We start from the raw sequence: 23,763 nt of genomic DNA on the forward strand, positions 1-23,763 counted from the left end.
AAAAAAACTAAAATAGTTTGATTTTCAAGCTATCAGCAGTTGATGGCCTGTGAGGAGTTATTTATACTACTGTATAAATCGATTCCGTGGCCCTATACGCTGTTTCGGGATCAGGTAAATCAAAATTCCCATGTAGGGAGTACGTGTCTTGGCTTCGCCCGCCAATCAAGATGATGGTACCGGTATCACCGGTACGGATATTGAACAGGTCCTTGATAGCCGCGCAGAGGATGAATCTGCGGCGGCTAATTCTGATTCCGGGTCCGGTTCACAGGGCGATGGCAATTCCCCTTCCTCTGCCAATCAGATTTTTACCAATGTGCAGAACGTCATCGGCAGTGCCTATGACGATGTTCTGGTTGGCGATGGTTCGAACAACACCCTGATCGGTGGCGAAGGCGACGATATCCTTGAGTCGGGCGAAGGCGAGGATGTTGTTACAGGTGGCGCAGGACGCGACACTTTTGTGCTTGAAAGCGGCTTTGAAAAAACCACCATCACCGATTTCAATGTTGAAGAAGACGAACTGGCCTTTACCGACCTTGGCGTGAACAGCATCAATGACCTGATGTTGCTGGCTGCTGATGATGGTGCTGGCAATGTGGTCGTGACCTTTGCGAGCGGTGATGTCCTGATTTTGCAGGGTGTCAGCAAGGCGCAGCTTGCAGGCGCAACCATTGTCGAAGCACCGCAGATTTCCCCGGTAACTGTCGTTTCCGATGACAGTGCCACTGCTGATACCGGTAGTGACGCAGCCGCAGAAGACACCAGTAATGTCATTGACGGAACGTCTGGTGACGACACGATTGTCGGATCGGATGGCGACGATGTGATTTCGTCTGGCGGTGGTGTCGACAGCATTGACGGTGGTGCAGGTGAAGACACCCTGTCGCTTGATGGTGCCACGGATGGCATGCGTGTCGATCTTGGTCAGGGCCTTGCGACCGATGATTTCGGAGCAAACCGCGTTTCCTTTGACGCTATCGAAAATGTTCAGGGAACATCGGGCAATGATGTTCTGGTCGGGGATGCGGGCAATAACACGCTAGGTGGCGGTGCTGGCGACGACACATTCAAAGCCAGTGACGGGAATGACGTCATTGATGGTGGAACTGGCGAAAACACCATTGACTACAGCGGCTCCGAACAGGGTGTCAGGGTTGATCTCGATTCCGGTGCCGCTCAGGAAAATACGTCAGACAGCACAACGCCGAGCGCCGATGATGCTGAGAATGGTGGTGCCAGTGGTGGTGTATCCGATACGGGCAACACAGATAGTGGTGCAACGGATAGCGGAACGGATACCAGCAACACCGATACAGGTGCAGGCTCAACCGATACGACCAGCGGATCGACGGGCACGGACACCACCGATACCGGAACAACCGGTTCTGAAACCGATGGCTCTGACACTAGTGATTCAGGTGCTGGTGGTTCGGAAACGGGTGCAGCCGATGGCGGGGCGTCGGATCAGACCGACACGACGAATTCTGGCAGCACGGGCGAAAGCAATAGCGGGTCGGATACAGGTTCCGGAACTGGCGCGGATGGCAGCGGATCTGATGGTTCGAGCAGCACGGGCGATACGACATCAGGTGACAGCAACACGGGTGGTGAGGCGTCCGGCGGAACAGACAGCACCACTGGTGACAGCAGCACGGATTCGGGCGCAACATCGGGAACCGATACGTCTTCTGGCGATACGACCGGGGGCAGCAGTTCCTCTGACGCGGGTGCGACGGATGGGAGCGCCGGTGATTCGGCGTCAGGTTCGTCTGGTAGCGATACGACAGCAGGTGGAAGTGGTTCGGACAGTGTGACCGGATCGGACGGCACCGATACGACCGGTGGCGCGGGTTCGGATGGTTCCACGGCGACCGATGGTTCATCGACAGGTGATTCCGGTTCATCTGCCGGCGAGACGGGTTCTGGCGATACCACATCCGGTGATACCGATGCAGGTGATACCGGCACAGACAGCACGAATGGTGGTGCCGCGGCAGAAACCGGGACCGGTTCGGACGGGTCGGATAACAGTTCCGACACCCGGACCGATACCACGGGTGGCAGCAGCGGTGTGGACACTTCGGGGACAGAGACGTCTGGCACCGACAGTTCCGGCACAGAGACTTCTGATACTGGCGCTTCCGAAACCGAAACGGATAGCGCAAGCGGATCAGATACGACATCCGGCTCTGATGGTTCAGATACATTGGGCGCGGGCGAAGGCACAACAGGCGGCAGTGATACCGGTACGGATGGTGCGTCCGGATCGGATACGACGGCTGGTGGCGATGGGTCGGATACCACATCTTCCGGGACGGAAAGTTCCGGTGGTGATGGCGCGACCGCGCAAGAAGACAACAGCACGTCTGGTGCGCAGGCTGGTGCAGATACCACCGGCACAGGTGCCACCGATGGCAGCAGTTCGGAAAGCAATGCCGATTCCGGATCCGGTGATACGTCGCCTGGCGGAATTGATGAAACGGGTGCGTCCGATGGTTCTGCATCCGGTGGCGCAGACGCCGAAAGCGGCACGGATCAGACCGGCGGAACAGACACAACAGCACAAAGTGAAACCACTGAGGGTGACGGTGCCGGTACGGATACCGGTGCCACATCGGAAGGCGGCGAGACGGCTTCCGAAAGCAATGACGGTTCTTCAGCAACCGATGGTGGCGAAGATACCGGTGCGACGGCCTTTGATAATACACCGACTGCGGGCGATGACCTGGTTCAGGGCGGCGATGAGGCCGATGTCTTCGGGGGCGGTGCCGGAAACGACACTCTTCAGGGCAATGGCGGCGATGATACGCTTGAAGGCAATGTCGGCGACGACCTTCTGCAGGGGGCAGAGGGCAATGACGTTCTGCGCGGCGAAGCCGGGAATGACGTGCTTCAGGGCGGTGACGGGGATGACAGCCTTGATGGCGGTGACGGCAATGATGTGCTTCAAGGGGGCTCGGGCAACGATCTTCTGATCGGTGGTGACGGCAATGATGTCATGGCTGGCGGGTCGGGAAATGATTTCCTGCGCGGTGGTGCCGGTGATGACCACATTCAGGGTGGTAGCGGAACCGACACGGTCAGCTATAGCGATGCCACAAGTGCGGTCACGGTCGATCTGTCCAGTGAAACCGCGACTGGTGGCGCGGGCAATGACGTCGTCCAGATGGTCGAGAATGTTGTTGGTTCCGATTACGACGATCACCTTACCGGTGATGATGCCAATAACGTTCTTGAAGGTGGAGCGGGCATCGACACGCTGACGGGCGGGGCCGGGGATGACACCCTGACCGGTGGTTCTGGCAATGATGACTTTGAACTGACCGAGAATTTCGGCAATGACACCATTACCGATTTCTCAGGTTCTGAAGACATTATCGATTTGTCGCGGCTCGGCATTCAGGATTTCGCGACCCTGCAAACCATGATGTCCGATGATGGTAACGGTAATACGGTTATCGATTTCGGTGATCAGGGTGTGCTGACCCTTGAAGGTGTCAGCAGTGACAGCCTTGTCGCAGATGATTTCCGCGGTTTCGGTCGCATCTTTGAATCCGAAAATGACGATGTTGAAGGCGGTACCGATGGCAGCGATGCCATTTACGGGTATGGCGGTAACGACACCCTTGGCGGTGGCGACGGCGACGACGTTGTTTCGGGCGGCTATGGCGATGATACGGTATCGGGTGGTGCGGGGAACGATACCCTGCGTGGCCAGGAAGGTATCGATACCGTCGACTATTCCGGTGCGACGGGCGGTGTTCAGGTCGATCTTGAAGCCGGGACCGCAACCGGTGCTGATGGCAATGACGTTCTTGATCGTATCGAAAATGCCATCGGGTCGGGCTATGACGACGAAATTTATGGCGATAGCGGCGTAAACGTCCTGAGCGGCGGTGACGGTAATGACACGCTTGTCGGACGCGGCGGTAACGACACCCTCGATGGTGGCGCAGGCGATGACCTGTTTGTCGGTGAAGACGGTTACGACACGATTATTGGTGGTGAAGGATCCGATACGCTTGACCTGAGCGCGTTCGATGCCGCTCAGGAAGTTCACCTTACGTCGGGGACCGCACGCGATACCGGTACAGGCGAAACAGACAGCATTTCCAGCATCGAGAATGTCATTACCGGGGCTGGCGACGATACGGTTATTGGCAGTTCTGATGACAACGTCATTTCAACCGGCGCAGGCGATGATTCTGTGCGCGCAATCGGTGGCAATGACACGGTTGACGGTGGCGAAGGTAACGACACAATCAGCTTTGGCAGTCAGAACGGGTTGAATGTCAATCTTGCAACCGGCACGGCGGTGACTGATTCCGGGGTCTCGGAAATCTCGAATTTCGAGAATGTTGTCGGCACCGGGAACGTCGACATCATCACCGGTGATGATGGCAACAACATCCTGTCTGGCCAAAACGGTGACGATACGCTGGCTGGCGGTGGCGGGGATGACACCCTTTTGGGGGGTGACGGATTTGATACCGTTGACTACTCGAATGTTGACGGCGGTGTGCAGGTCGACCTTGTCAACGGTGCGGCAACTGGTGACGGTACGGACACACTGTCGAGCATCGAAAATGTTGTTTCAGGTTCGGGAAATGACGTTGTCTATGGGAACAGCCAGGGGAATATCATTGATACCGGCGCTGGCGACGATACCGTTTATGGCAGTGGTGGTATTGATACCCTGATCGGCGGCGAAGGTACGGACACCCTAAGCTATAATTCCGGCGTGGACGATACGCTGAACCCGGGAATTTCTGTCGATCTTGAAGCAGGAACGGTTACCGGCAGCAATTTTGTCGATTTGATTTCCGGGTTCGAGGAAATCGAGGGATCGTCCGGTGCCGACACGATGCTGGGCAGTGATGGCGATGATATCTTTGTCGGCGGTGCCGGGAATGACACGCTTGATGGTCGTGCCGGTGATGACACACTGACCGGTGGTTCGGGTGCGGATACTTTTGTCGTTTCGCCAGATAGCGGCAATGATGTCGTTACCGATTTTGATCCGGCTTTCGATGTCATTGATATCCAGGGCATCGACGGGCTTGAGCTGTTTTCCGATATTGCCGACTTCATTGGTGAAGACGCCGCAGGCAATGCGACCATTACGGTTGGCGATGCGGTCATCACCCTTGAAGGTGTTGATCCAAACAGTCTGACCTATGCCAATTTTGCCGGTATCCGGTCGCTTGAAGGGACCGAACAGAAAGATATTCTTGAAGGCACAAGCCGCAGTGATGTGATCAATGCCAAGGCTGGTCATGACACCGTCACCGGTGGTGCCGGAAATGACACGATCGATGGTGGATCGGGCAATGACGTCATTTCGGGTGGCAGCGGCTCTGACACCATCACCGGTGGTGATGGTAATGATGCGATCACTGGCGGTACGGGCAGTGATGTTCTTGATGGTGGTGAAGGTACCGATACGCTGAGCTATCAGGACCTGGCCACCGGTGTGACTGTCGATCTGGAAGCCAATCAGGCGACAGCCGGTACGGATACCGACATTGTTTCAAACTTTGAAAACGTAACAGGCTCTTCCTACAACGATACGATTTCGGGGGATGAAAACGCCAATACTCTGCGCGGTGGCGTGGGTGATGACGTGCTCGAAGGGCGCGGTGGTGATGACGAACTTCTTGGCGGTGTTGGCGAAGATACGCTGGCTGGTGGCGAAGGCAATGACATCCTTAATGGTGAAACCGGTGATGACACCGTTACCTATGAGGATGCATCAGGTGGTGTAACTGTCGACCTTGCTGCAGGCACTGCAACGGGTGCCGATGGCGACGACACGCTTATTGATATTGAAAACCTGATCGGGTCCGGACATGACGATGTTCTGACAGGTTCCGTGCTTGCCAACTCGATTGATGGTGGTGCCGGTGATGACATCATCGATTCCGGTGCAGGCAGTGACGTTGTAACCGGTGGCGAAGGTGCAGATACCTTTGTTCTGAGCAATATCAGTGACGAGGTGGTCGTAACCGACTTTGATCCGGCTGAAGACAAGATTGATCTTAGCGGATTTGGAATCCCGAACTTTGAAGCGCTGAAGAAACTGATCTCGACCAATGAAAATGGCGATGCCGTTATCACTGTCAATGACAGCACAATGGTCCTGACCGGTGTTTCGCCAGATGATCTCGGTGCAGACAATTTCGTTGATATTGACAGTCTTGGTGCAACCGACGGCGATGATGTTCTGCAGGGAACCTCGCACGAGGAAATCATTGATGGTCTTGGTGGCAACGACACCATCAACGGTGGTGCGGGCGATGACACCATCTATGGCAATAATGGCGATGACACACTTTCGGGTGGTCAGGGCAGCGACGTCATCGATGGTGGCGACGGTCAGGATACAGTTGACTACAAAGGAACCGGCGCGGTCACAGTCAATCTGGAAACCGGTACGGGCGGTATTGCCGGTGAAGACACGCTTATCGATATCGAGAATGTCAGCGGGTCAAACCAGAAAGACATCATCACGGGTAATGATGGCGCAAACACGTTAAGCGGTAATGCTGGCGATGATACGATTGCTGGTGGCGCAGGCGATGACGTCCTTCTTGGCGGTGTCGGAAATGACAAGCTTGTCGGTGGCGCCGGAGACGACGCGCTTGTCGGCGGCGACGGGATCGATCTTGCAGATTACAGTGCTGCCGAAGGCGGGGTAACGGTTGATCTTTCTTCTGGTACGGCTTCTGGCGCTGATGGCAATGATACCCTTGCCAGCATCGAAAATGTTACCGGTTCTGACCACGATGACACGCTGATTGGTGATGATGCCAATAACACGCTGAGTGGCGGTGCAGGCGATGATGTACTTGATGGTGGTGCGGGCAACGACCTTCTGATCGGCGGCGCAGGCGACGACATCATCCAAGGCGGCGATGGTGTTGATACCGTTAGCTACGAAAAAGGTGATGCGGTTAGCGTTGATCTGTCCGAAGGAACGGCGACGCGTGCAGATGGTACCGATACCATCAGTGGTGTTGAAAACGTAACCGGTTCGAATTTTGCCGACACGATCACTGGTGATGATGGCAATAACATCATCAAGGCGGGTGGTGGTGCGGACACCATTACCGGTGGTGCGGGCGATGACACGCTGACCGGTGGTGCGGGGGCCGATGTTTACGTTGTCAGACCGAATGATGGCGCCGATACCGTTACCGATTTTGCGGTTGGCGAAGACCAGATCGATATCACCGGACTTGGTATTGATACCTATGGTGAACTCTATGAAATGATGTCTGAAAACGAAAACGGTGACCTTGTCATCGATTTCGGTGAAGGCACGTCCATGGTTCTTCAGGGTGTCGGTCTGGATGATATCACCGCCGACAACTTTATTGGCGTGCGCGATATCGTCGGGACCAGTGGTGATGACACCATGTTTGGCACCGATGGTCAGGATACGCTGTCGGGCCTTGACGGTAACGATACGATCTATGGTCTGGAAGATAACGACAGTATTTTCGGCGGTGCTGGTGATGACACGCTGATCGGCGGCGATGGCAATGATATCCTTGACGGTGGTGATGGCATTGACACCGCTGACTACAGTGACGAGACCGGACAGGTTAATGTTGATCTGAATGCCGGTGCCGCGACAGGCAGTGGTGGAAGCGATAGTCTCCGTAACATTGAAAATATTGTGTCGGGTGCAGGCAACGATCACCTGACGGGCTCAAGTGGTGACAACCTGCTTGTCGGGGGCGAGGGCGACGACGTTCTCGAAGGCCTGGACGGCGATGACACCCTGGTTGGTGGTGCAGGCAGCGACACGGTCAGCTATGCCAACGCCGAAGGTGGTGTTTCGGTCAATCTTGAAGAACAGACCGCAACCGGTGCCGCGGGTGACGATACCCTGTCTGGTATCGAGAATATCGTCGGTTCTGCGCATGATGATACGCTTGCCGGGGATAGTGGTGATAACAACATCAATGCCGGTGCAGGCAATGATACTATCATTGCAACTGGTGGGGACGATATTCTGCGTGGCCACGCAGGTATTGATACGGTGGATTATGGTAATGCGACGGGCGGCATCGTCGCGGACCTTGAGGCAGGTACGGTAACCGGTCTTGGCACCGACAAGGTTGAAAATATCGAGAACCTTACTGGTTCCGATTTTAATGACACCATCACGGGTAACCAGTTTAACAACGTTCTGTCTGGTGAGGATGGCGACGATACACTATCAGGTGGCAACGGCGACGATACGCTTCTTGGTGGTGCAGGCAATGACCTTCTTGACGGTGGCAAGGGTAGTGACCTGATTGATGGCGGCGACGGTATCGATACGGTTGACTATAGCGAAGAACAACACGGTGTTGAGATCAATCTCGGCACTGGTGAAACAGACGCTGAAACCGGTGATACGGTCCTTAATGTCGAGAACGTTATTGGTTCTGCGCGCGCAGACACCATCACCGGTTCGGACGCAAACAACACTATTTTGTCTGGCAGTGGCGATGACGTTCTCAGAGGCAGCGCAGGTGACGATGTCATCGACGGTGGTGCCGGTCAGGATGTCATTGATTACAGCGACAGCACCACAGGTGTTGATGTCGACCTTGAGGCCGGAACCACGCAAAAAGCTGACGGTACTGACCTGATCAGCAATGTCGAAGATGTTACCGGCTCCGATGCCAATGACAGTATTGCTGGTTCAGACAGTGCCAACACCCTGACCGGTGGGGCGGGTGACGACATCATTGATGGTCGGGGCGGCGATGATTTGATTGCCGGTGGAGAAGGCAACGATACCCTTTCGGGCGGCGATGGTACCGATACGCTTGATTATTCCGATGCGACCGGCGGCCAGACCATCGACCTTGCATCCGGCACGGCAAGCGGTGCCGATGGCGATGATACGATTTCCGGTTTCGAAAATGTAACCGGCACCGAATATGCCGACACCATTACCGGTGACGAGGCGGCAAACGTTATTCTTGGCGGTGCCGGGAACGATATGCTGATCGGTGGCGCTGGCAATGACGTCCTGAATGGCGGTGCCGGTGATGACAGCTTTGTCGGTGAACTTGGCGATGACACCTATATTGGTGGCGAAGGCGCAGATACGCTTGATTACTCGGATGCGCAGTCCGGCCTGAATATCAATCTGCAGACGAATATCGCGACGGGTGACGACACCGGTACAGATACCTTTAGCGGCATCGAACAGATCATCGGGTCAGACCATGATGACGTTGTTACCGGTGGATCGGGTAACGATACGGTTCTGGCTGGTGCCGGCGATGACACCCTCACTGGCGGTGCAGGTGATGACATCCTGTCTGGTGGCGACGGAAACGACAGGATTGCTGGCGGTTCAGGGCGCGACATCCTTGATGGTGGCGCGGGTGAAGATACGCTTTCCTTTGCGGATGAAGGCGGTGTTTCCGTTGATCTGCAAACCGGGGTCACCAGCACTGGTGATACGATTTCCAATTTTGAAAATATCGACGGCTCGGTCGGTGACGACACGTTGCGCGGGGATGGTAATCGCAACACCCTGAAGGGTGGTCAGGGCAACGACCTTCTTGATGGTCGTGCCGGTGATGACGTGCTGCTTGGTGGTGCGGGTGATGATACGCTGCGCGGCGGTGCAGGCAGCGACACCATTGATGGTGGCGAAGGTGTTGATACCCTTGATCTGTCTGATCTTGATGGTGATCAGACCGTCGATTTCAATGCCGGTACCGCGACCGATGGCACCGATACCGATACCTTCACCAATATTGAAAATGTCACCACTGGTGATGGTAATGACCTGATCCTTGGCGATGATAACGGCAATGTTATTGATGCCGGTGATGGCGACAATACCGTTGATGGTGGGGCAGGTGCCGATACGATCACCACAGGGGATGGCGCCGATCTGGTCGATGGTGGTGCCGGTAATGACACCATCAGCACCGGTGCGGGTGCCGACACCATCCAGGGCGGTGATGGCAATGATGTCATTTCGTCGGGGAGTGGTGATGACCTGATCGAAGGTGGTGCTGGTAATGACACCATCTCGGCCGGAAGCGGTTCTGACATCATTGATGGCGGTGCCGGAAACGACACCATTCTGTCAGGTGCGGGCGATGACACCATTATCGGTGGCGACGGCCTTGATACCGCAAGCTATATCGATTCTGAATCGGGTGTGACCGTCGACACCAGCAATGACACCGTCAGCGGAACTTCCACCGGAACAGATACCCTTGACGGGATCGAGATTGTCCGTGGGTCCGAGTTCAACGATACCTTTATTGGTGGCGGCCAAAGCGACACCTTCATCGGCGGTGCGGGTGATGACACCTTTGATGCCGGTGCGGGGAATGACACGCTGACCCTTGGCAGCGGTTCCGATCAGGTCATCTTTAATCCGGGCGATGGCAATGACACCATTACCGACTTCAATGTCGGTCAGGATGCCATTGACCTGACCAGCTTCAATATTGCCGGTTATGACGCGCTTGAAGAACTGTTTGGCACCGATGCCAATGGCGATCTGACCATCAATCTTGAAAGTGGCGACACCATCACGCTCAAGGGCGTGAGCGCATCGCAACTGAGTGCCGATAACTTCATCGGTGTGGATGTTCGTCTTGGTACGGATGATGCCGATGAAATGATCGGTGGCGACGGCGATGACATCATCAATGCGCAGGGTGGTGACGATACGGTCGACGGCGGTCTTGGCAATGATCGCCTGATCGGTGGTGACGGCAATGACACCCTTGATGGGGGCGCAGGAAACGACACGCTGGTTGGCGGTGCCGGGTCAGACATCCTTGTCGGTGGCGATGGCAACGATACGGTCGATTATTCGACCGAGGGTGCCGGCATTGTTGCCGACCTCGAAAACGGGACGGTGACCGGTGGCGACGGCAATGACGTTCTTGATGGCGTTGAAAATGTCATTGGCACGCTTCATGACGATACGCTGATCGGCAACGATCAGAACAATACGCTGTCCGGCCTTGACGGCGATGACACCCTTGTTGGTGGCAGTGGCGATGACGTGATCGACGGTGGCGAAGGTTCTGACACCGTTGATTACAGCACCGCGACCCAGGGCGTCCAGATTGACCTTAATGCCGGGACCGCAACCGGTCAGGGCACCGATAGCCTTAATGACATCGAGAATGTTGTTGGCTCGGACTACAACGACGTCATCAAGGGCGACGCGGCAAGCAATACCATTTCCTCGGGTGCAGGTGGCGACGCGATTGACGCGGGCGCAGGCGATGACGTGATTGATGCTGGCGACGGTGTCGATGAAGTCAGTGGCGGCGACGGCAATGACATCATTGATGGTGGTGCCGGTGGCGACATCCTTCTGGGTGAAGCAGGCGACGACACCATCAGCAGTGGCGACGGCGATGACATTGTCGAAGGCGGCACGGGCGACGACTGGGTCTATGGCGATGCCGGTGACGATATCCTTGATGGTGGCGATGGCGATCTCGATACGGTCGATTATTCCAATGTGGATGGCGGCGTCACCGTCGATCTGGTCAAGGAATATGCGACCGGTGCAGCGGGCGATGACATTGTTCGCAACTTCGAACGTGTTATCGGGACCGATTATGCCGATACCCTGATCGGTAGTGACGGCATCAATACCCTTGATGGTGGTTCGGGCAACGATACCCTGTTTGGCGGGGCGGGCGATGACGTGATCATCACCGGTGCTGGCGAAGACATGATCGTTCTGAAGCCGGGCGGCGGACATGACACCGCAACCGACTTTGACGTCCAAAAAGACATGATCGACCTGTCGGCTTATGGCATCGAGGATTACGCAACCCTGCGTGATCAGATGTTTGACGACGAGAACGGCAATGCCGTCATCACGGTTGGCGATGACAGCATCACGCTTGAAGGTGTGTCGGTTGATGATCTTGGGCCCGAGAACTTCTTTGGCTATGACGTAATTTACGGCACCGAGTTCGAAGACAACATTACCGGCAGCCAGATCAGCGACGAGATCCACGCCCTTGAAAGCGACGACATTGTCGATGGCAAGGCGGGCAATGACGACATTTACGGTAATGAAGGCAATGACACGCTGATCGGTGGCGCAGGCGATGACACGCTGCGCGGCGGCGATGGCAGTGATACGGCCGATTATTCCGATACGACCGAAGGCGTGACTGTTGATCTGGGCGCGGGCACCGCGACCGGTGAAGCAGGCAATGACACCCTTGAAAGCATCGAAAACGTCACCGGTGGTGACGGTGATGACGTCCTGATTGGCGATGAAAATGCCAACATTCTTGATGGCGGCGAAGGCAATGACACCGTCTATGGCAATGGCGGTGACGACACCCTGATCGGTGGCGAAGGCGAAGACGTTCTGTCCTATGAAGGGGCAGAAAGCGGCGTGACTGTCGATCTTGATGCCGGAACCGCGACCGGTGGTGCGGGGAATGACGTCATTGACGGATTTGAGACCCTGATCGGGTCGGATCACGACGATACGCTTGCAGGCAATGATGCCAATAACGTCATTGATGGCGGTGCAGGCAATGACACGCTTTCGGGCGGCGCCGGTGACGACACCCTGATCGGTGGCGCAGGCAACGATATGGTCGATTATTCCGACCAGACAGATGGCGTTGTTGTTGATCTTGAAAACGGCACGGGTGCCGCAACCGACGGCACTGATACCCTTGATGGTATCGAAGGCGCGACCGGTGGTGCAGGGGATGACACCCTGACCGGTTCGACCGGTGACAATATTCTTGCTGGTGGTGCGGGTAACGATACGCTTTCGGGCGGTGCAGGCAATGATACCCTTGCTGGCGGCGAAGGTGCCGACCTCATTGATGGCGGTGCAGGTGACGACGTTCTGTCGTTCGAAGGTGACAGCGTTGCTGCAGACGGCGAGACCACCGACCATGTCGGCAGCCCGACCACGGATGGTACGGGCGAAGTCGCCGATATTTCCGGCAAGAACCTTTCTGATGACAGCTTTGTCGGTGGCGAAGGCAATGACACGCTGGTTGCAGGTGCCGGTGACGATGCCATCATCCTTGATCGCGATCACGAAAATGGCGCGGCCAATCCGGCCATCGTCGATATCGAAAACATTGATGCCGGTGATGGCAACGATGTGGTCGACCTGACCAGCAATGTTCATTCCTATGGCGATGTCACCATTGATGGTGGTGCCGGGGACGACACCATCTGGTCAAATGACGGCGATGACGTCATTTCCGGTGGCGAAGGTGCCGATAACATCAATGGTGGTGCCGGTAACGATGTTATCGATGGCGGTGCCGATGACGACATCATCAATGGCGGCGAAGGCACAGACACCATCGACGGTGGTGCTGGTAATGACACGATTGCAGCCGGTGCAGGCGACGATATCCTGATCGGTGGCGACGGCGACGATACCCTTGATCTTTCTGGTGCTGATGGCGCGACCATTGATCTGGGCGCAGGCACGGCAAGCAGCGATGCAACCGGTACAGACAGCATCGACGGATTTGAAAACGTCATCGCGACTGATGGCGATGACACCATTTCCGGATCGGACGCCAACAACACCATTGATGCCGGTGCAGGCAACGATACCGTGACCCTTGATGCCGGGAACGACAATCTTGATGGTGGCGAGGGTGTCGATACCCTTGATCTGTCGGGCACGACTGGTGGCGTCACGGTTGATCTGGCCGCAGGCACCGCAAGTGGTGCCAATACCGGTTCGGACACGATTGCCAACTTTGAAAATGTTACCGGGTCGGATGATGCCGATACCCTTACCGGTTCGGATGGCGACAACGTTATCGACGGTGGCGCAGGTAACGACGTCATTGATGGTGGCGCCGGGGATGATGTTCTTGCCGGTGGTGCCGGGGACGACACCCTTGCTGCGGGTGATGGCAATGACACGCTTTCGGGCGGTGCCGGTTCGGATACCTTTGTCTTTGAAGACGGAACAGACAGCGATCTGGTCAGTGACTTTGATCTTGGCGCGGATGTGATTTCGCTGCCGGATCTGGGGATTTCGACCTGGACCGAGTTGCAGCCGCTTCTGTCTGATGGTGCGGATGGTGTGGTTATTTCTCTGCCATCTGGCGGCACGGTGACCCTTGCGGGTGTCGCGGTTGATGATCTGACACCGGATCATTTCGAAGGCATCGATAATGTCGGAACACCGGGTGAAGACACCCTGGGTGGCGGCGACGGTGATGACTCGGTTGATGCCGGTGATGGCGACGATACCGTTGACGGTGGCGGTGGTGACGACACGCTTCAGGGCGGTGGCGGCAGCGACACGGTTGATGGCGGTGACGGCAATGATTCCATCGATGGTGGCGATGGCGACGACACTGTTGGCGGTGGCGATGGTGATGACACCGTCGGTGGCGGCAGTGGCAATGACACGCTCAGCGGTGGTGGCGGTTCCGATACGCTTGATGGTGGCGACGGCGACGATGTTCTGCAGTTCGAAGCCGACCGTACCGGTCATGCCGGTGACAGCACCGATCACGTGGGCAGCCCGGGTGTCGATGGCACCGGCGACGTTGCCGGTCTTGAAGGTCTTGGAATCAGCGATGACCAGTTCAATGGCGGTGAAGGCGTTGATACGCTTCTTGGCACATCGGGCGCAGACGCGATTATCCTTGATGCCGACCATGCAGATGGTTCCAACGCCCCAGCGATCAGCGACATCGAAGTCATTGATACGGGGGCGGGTGACGATGTTGTTGACCTGACCAGCCAGACCGATGGTTATGGCGATGTGACGGTGAATGCCGGGACCGGTAATGACACGGTCTGGACCAGTGCGGGCAATGATGAAATCAATGCCGGTGACGGCGATGACGTGATCCATGATGGTGCGGGCAACGACGTTGTTGATGCCGGTGCGGGCAATGACATCATCGAAGGCAGCCTTGGCAACGACACCATTGATGGTGGCGATGGCATTGACCTTCTTGATCTGTCCGATGCCGATGGTGTGAATGTCGATCTGGGTGCAGGCACGGCACAGTCCGATGCATTTGGCTCTGACAGTGTCGCGAATATTGAAAATGTGGCGGGTTCTGGTGGTGATGACATCATCACCGGTTCGGACGCGGTCAACGTCATTGACGGTGGCGCAGGAAATGACACCCTTGATGGTGGTGCGGGCAATGACACCGTTATTGCCGGTGCAGGTGACGATACGGTTCTGGCCGGTGCGGGCGATGATACCCTTGCCGGGGATGACGGTATCGATACCCTCGATATGGCGGGCGCCGACGGCGCGGTTGTTGATCTTGCTGCGGGCACAGCATCCTCGACCGAGACCGGCAATGACACCATTTCAGGCTTTGAAAATGTAACAGGCAGTGACAGTGCCGACACCATCACGGGCAGCGACGGTGCAAATACCATAGCATCGGGTGCCGGTGACGATGTTGTCGATGGCGGTGCCGGGGATGACGTCATTGATGGTGGTGCCGGCAATGACAGTCTGCTTGGCGGCGCTGGCAATGACACCATTGATGGCGGTGCGGGCGACGACCGGATTGATGCCGGTCTTGGCGATGATACCCTGACCGGTGGTGCAGGCGCAGATACCTTCAGCTTTGCCGATGGTACGGATGATGATCTGGTCAGTGATTTCACCGTCGGTGAAGACCAGATTGCCCTGCCCGATAGCGGTGTGACCAGCTGGACCGAATTGCGCGACATGCTGTCGAACGGTCCGGATGGCGCGGTGATTACGCTACCATCTGGTGGTACGGTGACGCTTGCCGGTGTTGCGGTCGAAGACCTTGGGCCGGGCGACTTTGAAGGCATCGACAACGTTCCGACCGAAGGCAATGACAGCCTTGGTGGTTCGGGTGGCGACGATACCGTTGATGGCGGTGGCGGCGATGACACCCTGTCGGGCGGCGGTGGCAATGATACGCTGGGCGGTGGCGAAGGTGATGACACCATTGATGGTGGCACCGGAAATGACACGCTAAGCGGTGGCGACGGCACCGACACCCTTGACGGCGGCGATGGTGATGACGTGCTTGAATTCGGTGCCGATGGCACCGGTCAGGCAGGCGACAGCACCGACCATGTCGGAAGCCCGGGCGTTGATGGCACCGGTGATGTTGCCGGTCTCGAAGGTCTTGGCGTCAGTGACGATGTCTATGACGGTGGTGCGGGCGTTGATACGCTGGTCGGGACGAGTGGTGGCGATGCCATCATCCTTGATAGCGACCATGCGAATGGTGCCGCCAATCCGTCCATCGTTGATGTTGAAGTCATCAATACCGGTGACGGTGATGACGTGGTCGATCTGACCAGTCAGGTTCATGCCTATGGCGATGTGACGGTCAATGCCGGAACCGGCGATGACACCGTCTGGACCAGTGCGGGCAATGACGAAATCAATGCCGGTGACGGCAACGACCACATCAATGCAGGTGCAGGTAACGATATCGTTGATGCCGGTGCAGGCAATGACACGGTTGTCGGTGATGCCGGTAATGACACCCTGATCGGTGGCGAGGGTACTGATACCCTGGACATGTCCGATGTTGGTGTGGATGTTGCGGTTAACCTTGAAAATGGTACAGCCGATAGCAGTGAAACCGGATCGGATATTGTTTCGGGCTTTGAAAACCTGATCACCGGTTCGGGCGATGATACCGTTACGGGCAGTGCGGCGAACGATACCATCACGACCGGCGATGGTGCCGATACGATTGATGGCGGCGACGGCATCGACCTGATTGACGGTGGTGCCGGAAATGACGTGATTTCCGATGGTGCCGGTAGTGACCTTGTCATGGCAGGTTCCGGAAATGATACGGTTGTCGCCGGTTCGGGCAATGACAGCCTTGATGGTGGCGACGGTGTCGATACCCTTGATATGTCGGGTGCATCGGGTGATGCGGTTGTCGATCTGGGGGCAGGTACGGCAACGTCGGCCGAAACCGGAAATGACCAGATTTCGAACTTTGAAAATGTCACCACCGGTGCCGGTGATGACCAGATCACAGGTTCGAACGCCGATAACGTGATCAATGCCGGTGCGGGCAGTGACACCATTGATGGTGGTGCAGGCGATGACACTGTTTGGGGTGGCGCGGGTGCGGACACATTTGTCTTTGCCGATGGCACCGATGATGATGTTGTCAGCGATTTCACCCGTGGTGAAGACAAGCTTTCAATCGATGATCTTGGCATCGAACGTTGGGCCGATCTTGTTCCATTGCTCAGTGAAAACGGCAATGGGGACGCGGTTCTGAACCTGCCAGCGGGCGGGACTGTGACCCTCGTCGGTGTGGGCCTGAGCGATCTGAGCGCAGATGACTTTACCAACATCACCGATGGCGCAACGCCGTATGATGATGTGCTTGAAGGCACGGATGGCGACGACACCATCGATGCGCTGGCAGGTAATGATACCGTTACCGGTGGTGCAGGCGACGATACCCTGTTGGGTAATGACGGTTCGGACACCATTGATGGCGGTACCGGCAGCGACAGCATCGACGGCGGTGCGGGCAACGATACCCTTGAAGGTGGTGCCGGTGATGATGCGATCACGGGCGGGGCTGATAATGACACGCTTTCGGGCGGTGCCGGTGATGACACCCTTGATGGCGGTGCCGGTAACGACGTTCTGAACTTCGAAGCCGACGGTGCGGCAAGCACGGGTGATACCACCGAAAACACCGGAAGCCCGGGTGTTGACGGTACGGGTGATCTGGCCGGTATCAGCGGCAAGAATATCTCCGACGATACCTTCATCGGGGGCGAGGGTCAGGATACCCTCAACATGACCGGTGGCAGCGATGCGCTGATCCTTGATGGTTCGAAACTTGGTGATGGCCAGACCACCACGCCGACGGTTGAAACCCGCACGCTCGGTCTGACAGAATCGGCAAGTACTGCAGACGTTCAGGCCGCATGGTCGGATGCCAACCTTTATGCCTTTGATTTCGGAACGTCGTTTGTTGATGAAAACGGCAAGCTGAACCTTGCTGCGGCCGATGACACCGTGACCTTTAACGGCAACGGCATCGGCAATGATGGCGGCAGCCCGGCAGGCAGCCAGATCAACCACGACGGCACGACCGGCGAAAGCGAAGCGGTTGTTGTCGATCTTGGTGCAGATGCCACCACGGCAACGGTCCAGATTTCCAACCTTTACGCCAACGAAGCCAGCGGTGAAGTCGGTTCCTGGCAGGCCTTTGATGCCCAGGGCAATCTGGTTGCTTCGGGTACGCTTGATGCATCGACCATCGATTACACCAGCGGCGGCCTTGGCACGGCAACCATTTCGGTCACCGACACTGCGGGCAACCCGGTTGAATTCCGTTACATCGCGTTTGAAAGCGAACCTTATGCCGATGGCACCAGCGGTTCGGACAGCAGCGACTTCTTCGTCCGTTCCATCAGCTTTGACACCATTGTTGATGAGACGACCACCGATGGCGCACGCCTTGACGGGGTTGAGGTCATTAATGCCGGTGACGGCAATGACGTTGTCGATCTGACCAGCGATACGATTTCCTATGGCGATGTCACCATCAATGGCGGTGCGGGCACCGATACCCTGTGGGGTAACGCAGGCAACGACACCATCAGCGGTGAACTGGGCGATGACAACATCCACGGTGGTGCTGGCGACGACTTCCTTGATGGCGGCTATGGCGATGACGTGATCAATGGCGGTGTTGGCAATGACACGCTGCTTGGCGGTACGGGCGAAGACGAACTTCGTGGCGGTGCCGGTGACGACACCATCGTCGGTGGTGCTGATGTTGATACGGTTATCTATGACGACGCGACTGAAGGCGTTAACGTCGATCTGGGCAGTTACACCGCAACAGGTGGTGCCGGTAACGATGCGATCTATCAGGTCGAAAATGTCACCGGCTCGGATTACGACGACACCATCACCGGTGATAGCAAGGCCAACATCCTTGACGGTGGTGCGGGTGACGACACGCTGGCAGGTGGTGCGGGCAATGATACGCTTCGCGGTGGCGACGGCAACGATACTGCCGATTACAGCAACGCAACCGGTGCGGTAAATGCCAACCTGTTGACCGGCACAGCCAACGTCGGAGCAACCGAAACCGACAAGCTTTCAAGCATTGAAAACCTGATCGGCTCAAGCGGTAACGATACCCTGACCGGTTCTGATGACACCAACACCCTGACCGGTGGTCTGGGCAATGACATCCTTGTCGGTAATGGCGGTGATGACCTTCTTGAAGGTGGCGCAGGCGACGACAGCCTTGAAGGTGGTCTGGGCGATGACACCCTTGATGGCGGTGATGGCAGCGATGTCATCAATGCGGGTGAGGGTGCCGACATTGTTGATGGTGGTGCAGGCAACGATACCGTCTTTGCCGGTGCGGGCGATGATACCCTTGCCGGTGGCGAAGGGGACGATACCCTTGATCTGACCGAGGCGACCAGCGGCGCGACTGTTGATCTTGGTGCTGGTACTGCAAGTTCGACCGAAACCGGTAATGACACGATTTCGGGCTTTGAAAATGTTATCGGCTCGGCGGCGAATGACACGATCACCGGCAGCGATGGTGTGAACACCATTTCTGCTGGCGACGGTGCTGACATTATTGATGACGGTGCAGGCAATGACGTTGTCAATGCCGGGGCCGGCAATGATACCCTGATCGCGGCAGCTGGCGACGACACCCTTTCGGGCGGTGCAGGTGAAGACACCCTGGATATGAGTGGCGCAAACGGTGCCACGGTTGATCTGGGTGCCGGTACCGCGACCTCGGCTGAAACCGGAACAGACAGCATCAGCAGCATCGAGAATGTCATCGGATCGGATGGTAATGATGTTCTGACCGGTTCGAGTGGTGACAACACCATTCTGGGTGGCGCAGGCGACGACACCATCGAAGGCGGTGCCGGTGGCGACTACCTTGATGGTGGTGAAGGCCGCGATACGCTGAGCTACGAAGGTTCGGACGCGGGCGTTGAGATTTACCTTGGCGAAACCGATGCCAATGCCCAGACACCGGGTGAAGCCGGTCGTGCATATGGCGGCGATGCCGCGGGTGATATCCTTGCCAACTTCGAAAAAGTTATCGCCTCGGCCCATGACGACTATGTCTATGGCAACAGCCAGAACAACGAAGTTGATCTGGGCGACGGTAACGATACGTTCGATAACGTCGAAGCCGATGTCAGTGAAGACACCATTGATGGCGGTCTGGGTAATGACACCATCTGGGCCGGTGACGGTGCCGATACCCTGATGGGTGGCGACGGCAACGATTACCTGAACGGCGAAAAAGGTGATGACGTCCTTGATGGTGGTGCCGGTACGGACCGCCTGATCGGTGGCGAAGGCAATGACACGCTTGACGGCGGCGAAGGCGACGACACCCTGACCGGTGGTTCGGGGGCTGACCTTATTGAAGTCAGCAGCCTGATCGGTGACAAGGTGGTAACCGACTTCAACACCAGCGTTGACCAGATTTCGCTTGATGCACTGGATATCAGCACATGGTCGGAACTGGCACCGCTTCTGTCCGAAGTGAATGGCAACACGGTCATTGATCTGGGCGCAGAAGGCTCGGTCACGCTGCTGGGCGTGCGCCTGAATGATGTTTCGGCGGATATGTTTGTCGGCATCGAAAATGACGGTGGCGCAACGCCGTTTGACGATGTCCTGATCGGCACCAGCGAAGACGACTATATCGACGCCCTTGCCGGGAATGACGTTGTTGATGGCGGTGCCGGGAATGACACCATCAATGGCATGGAAGGTGACGACAACCTTTCGGGTGGTACGGGCGATGACACCATCACCGGTGGCAGCGGCAATGACGTTGTTTCGGGTGGTGATGGCAACGATACCCTTGATGGTAACGAAGGCCACGATGTGATTTCGGGCGGTGCTGGTGACGATACCCTTGTTGGTGGCAGCGGCAACGACGTCATGGATGGCGGCGGCGGTGACGATTACATCGACGGCATGGAAGGTGATGACACCATCACCGGTGGCGATGAAACCGATACCATTTATGGCTCGGCCGGGAATGACAGCCTTGACGGTGAAGGCGGCGACGACGTCATTTATGGTGGCGATGACAGTGACAGCATTGCAGGTGGTGCAGGCAATGACCTTCTGTCGGGTGATGCCGGTAATGACACGCTTGATGGCGGCATTGGCAACGATACGCTTTTGGGCGGTGACGGCGACGATACGCTGCGCGGTGGTGATGGTGACGACGTTCTGTCGGGCGGTGCTGGCAACGACCTTATGGATGGTGGTGCCGGTAACGATACCCTGACCGGAACCGATGGTGCCGATACCCTTTTGGGTGGTGATGGCAATGATACGCTTGATGGCGGTGCAGGTGATGACACCTATACCGGCGGCAATGGCGCGGATCAGATCCTTGTATCCAATAATTCCGGCGACAAGGTCGTACACGGCTTCAACCCGAACGAAGATCAGATCAACCTGGCAGCACTTGATGTTGATGACTGGGCCGAACTTCAGGGGCTGATGACCGAGGTGAATGGCAACACGGTCATTGATCTCAATGGTCAGGGGACGCTTACCCTTGTCGGCATCACGATCAGCCAGCTCAATGCAGACGTATTTGTCGGTATCGAGGCTTCAAGTGGCCCGACCCCGTATGATGACCTGCTTTATGGCACCAGCAACAATGACACGATCGCGGCCCTTTCGGGTGATGACACGGTCTATGGCCTGAATGGTCAGGACACGCTGACCGGCATGGAAGGCAATGACAGCCTTTATGGTGGCGATGGTGATGACGTTCTTGGCGGTGACGAGGGCGATGACCTTGTCGAAGGCGGCAGCGGTCAGGACACCATTACTGGCGGTACGGGCAACGATACGCTTGACGGTGGTTCGGGTGATGACCGGGTCTGGGGTGGTGACGGCAATGACACCATCATCGGTGGACAGGGTCAGGACAAGCTGTATGGCGAAGCAGGTAACGATACCATTTCGGGCGGTACCGGCGACGATACCCTGTATGGCGGTGCGGGTTCTGACGTCCTTGAGGGCGGCGAGAACAATGACAGGCTCTATGGCGGTGATGATGCCGATACGCTCATCGGCGGCAATGGCGATGACAAGCTGTATGGCGATGCCGGGAATGACACCCTGATTGGTGGGGCCGGGCATGACACGCTTGTCGGTGGGGCTGGTCGCGATACCGCAAGCTATGCCGATGCGACCTCGGCGGTGGCGGTCAGTCTTGAAAGTGGCTCGGCTGTCGGCGGTGCAGGCAATGATATCCTGTCCTCGATCGAAGACCTGATTGGCTCTAACTTTAATGATTACCTGTTTGGTGATGATGGTTCGAACCTGCTGTCGGGTCTGGATGGCAATGACGTGCTTGGCGGGGACGCCGGGGATGACACCATCTGGGGTGGTGCAGGCAATGATACGATCAATGGCGGCACCGGTTCGGACCTGATTGATGCCGGTGCCGGTAATGACACCATCGAATATCAGAAAGATGCGACCTGGAGCAGCAGCTACGCTGCCAAGAATGTTGGCGATCCGAATATGGCGGGTTCCAACGAACAGGTTAACCTTTCGGGCTATAACCGTTCGCAAGATATCATTGATGGTGGCGACGGTACCGATACCCTGTCGATGACCAGCGGCAATGATGCCCTGTTCCTTGATGACACCTTTACCGATCCGGGCACCAGCCCGCGCATTTCGAATGTCGAAGTGATTGATGCCGGTAACGGCGATGACATCATCGATCTGACCAGCGAGACCCACAGCTATGGTGATGTGACGATCCTTGGTGGTACCGGTGACGATATTGTCTGGAGCAATGCGGGCGATGACGTTATCGACGGCGGCGCAGGGAACGACAGCCTGTGGGGCGGATCGGGTGCAGATACCCTGATCGGTGGCGATGGTACGGACGTTCTCAATGGCGGGGCCGGTGATGACGTTCTGCAATACAATGCCGATGATACCTGGGGCAACAGCTGGTACGCGCTCAATGACGGTTCGCCAAGCGAAGACGGTCATCAGCACGACAATGGCTGGGGTCATGACAACCACAATGGCAACGGCTGGGGCCATGATGAAGGTGGCGACGATGGTACCGGCGAATATGTCAATCTGGGCGGTTACAACCAGTCCAATGATGTCTTTATCGGTGGCGAGGGTGTCGACACCCTTAAGATGACCAGCGGCGATGATGCCTTGTTCCTGCGTGACTCTGTCAGTGATGGTGCTTCGAATGTCCGCATCAGCGGTATCGAGGTGATCGAGGCCGGTGATGGCAATGACATCATTGATCTGACCAGCGAGATCGAAAGCTATGGCGATGTCACCCTTGATGGCGGCGATGGTAACGATACGCTCTGGTCTAATGCCGGGGATGATCTGTTGCTTGGTGGTGCCGGTAATGACCATCTTTATGGCAGTGCCGGGGATGACACCCTGACCGGTGGAACGGGTTGGGATACGTTCCAGATCGGTAAAACCGACGGTCATGACATCATCACCGACTTCACGCCGGGCGAAGACATCATTGATCTGTCTGAATGGAACTACAATAACTTCAACCAGATCCAGGACGACATGCATCTCGATGTTGACGGCAATGTTGTCATCGAACTTGGCAATGATGCGTCTGTGACCCTGATGGGGATTAACGACCCGGATGAACTTGATGCCGATGATTTCGGATTTGGCAGCTGATCGAACGCAATTTTACGCTAACAAAAAAA

The 23,763-nt window shown here is 56.6% G+C and carries 1 protein-coding gene; it reads left to right on the forward strand.

Annotated features, from left to right (window positions below):
* Positions 1-148: 148 nt before the first annotated feature.
* Positions 149-23,734 (forward strand): M10 family metallopeptidase C-terminal domain-containing protein, encoded by a 23,586-nt coding sequence (locus tag TH30_RS22500; RefSeq protein ID WP_114096715.1) that lies wholly within the window; start codon positions 149-151, stop codon positions 23,732-23,734.
* Positions 23,735-23,763: the final 29 nt, after the last annotated feature.

Source organism: Thalassospira profundimaris, from assembly GCF_003326795.1.
Classification (GTDB): Bacteria; Pseudomonadota; Alphaproteobacteria; order Rhodospirillales; family Thalassospiraceae; genus Thalassospira; species Thalassospira profundimaris_C.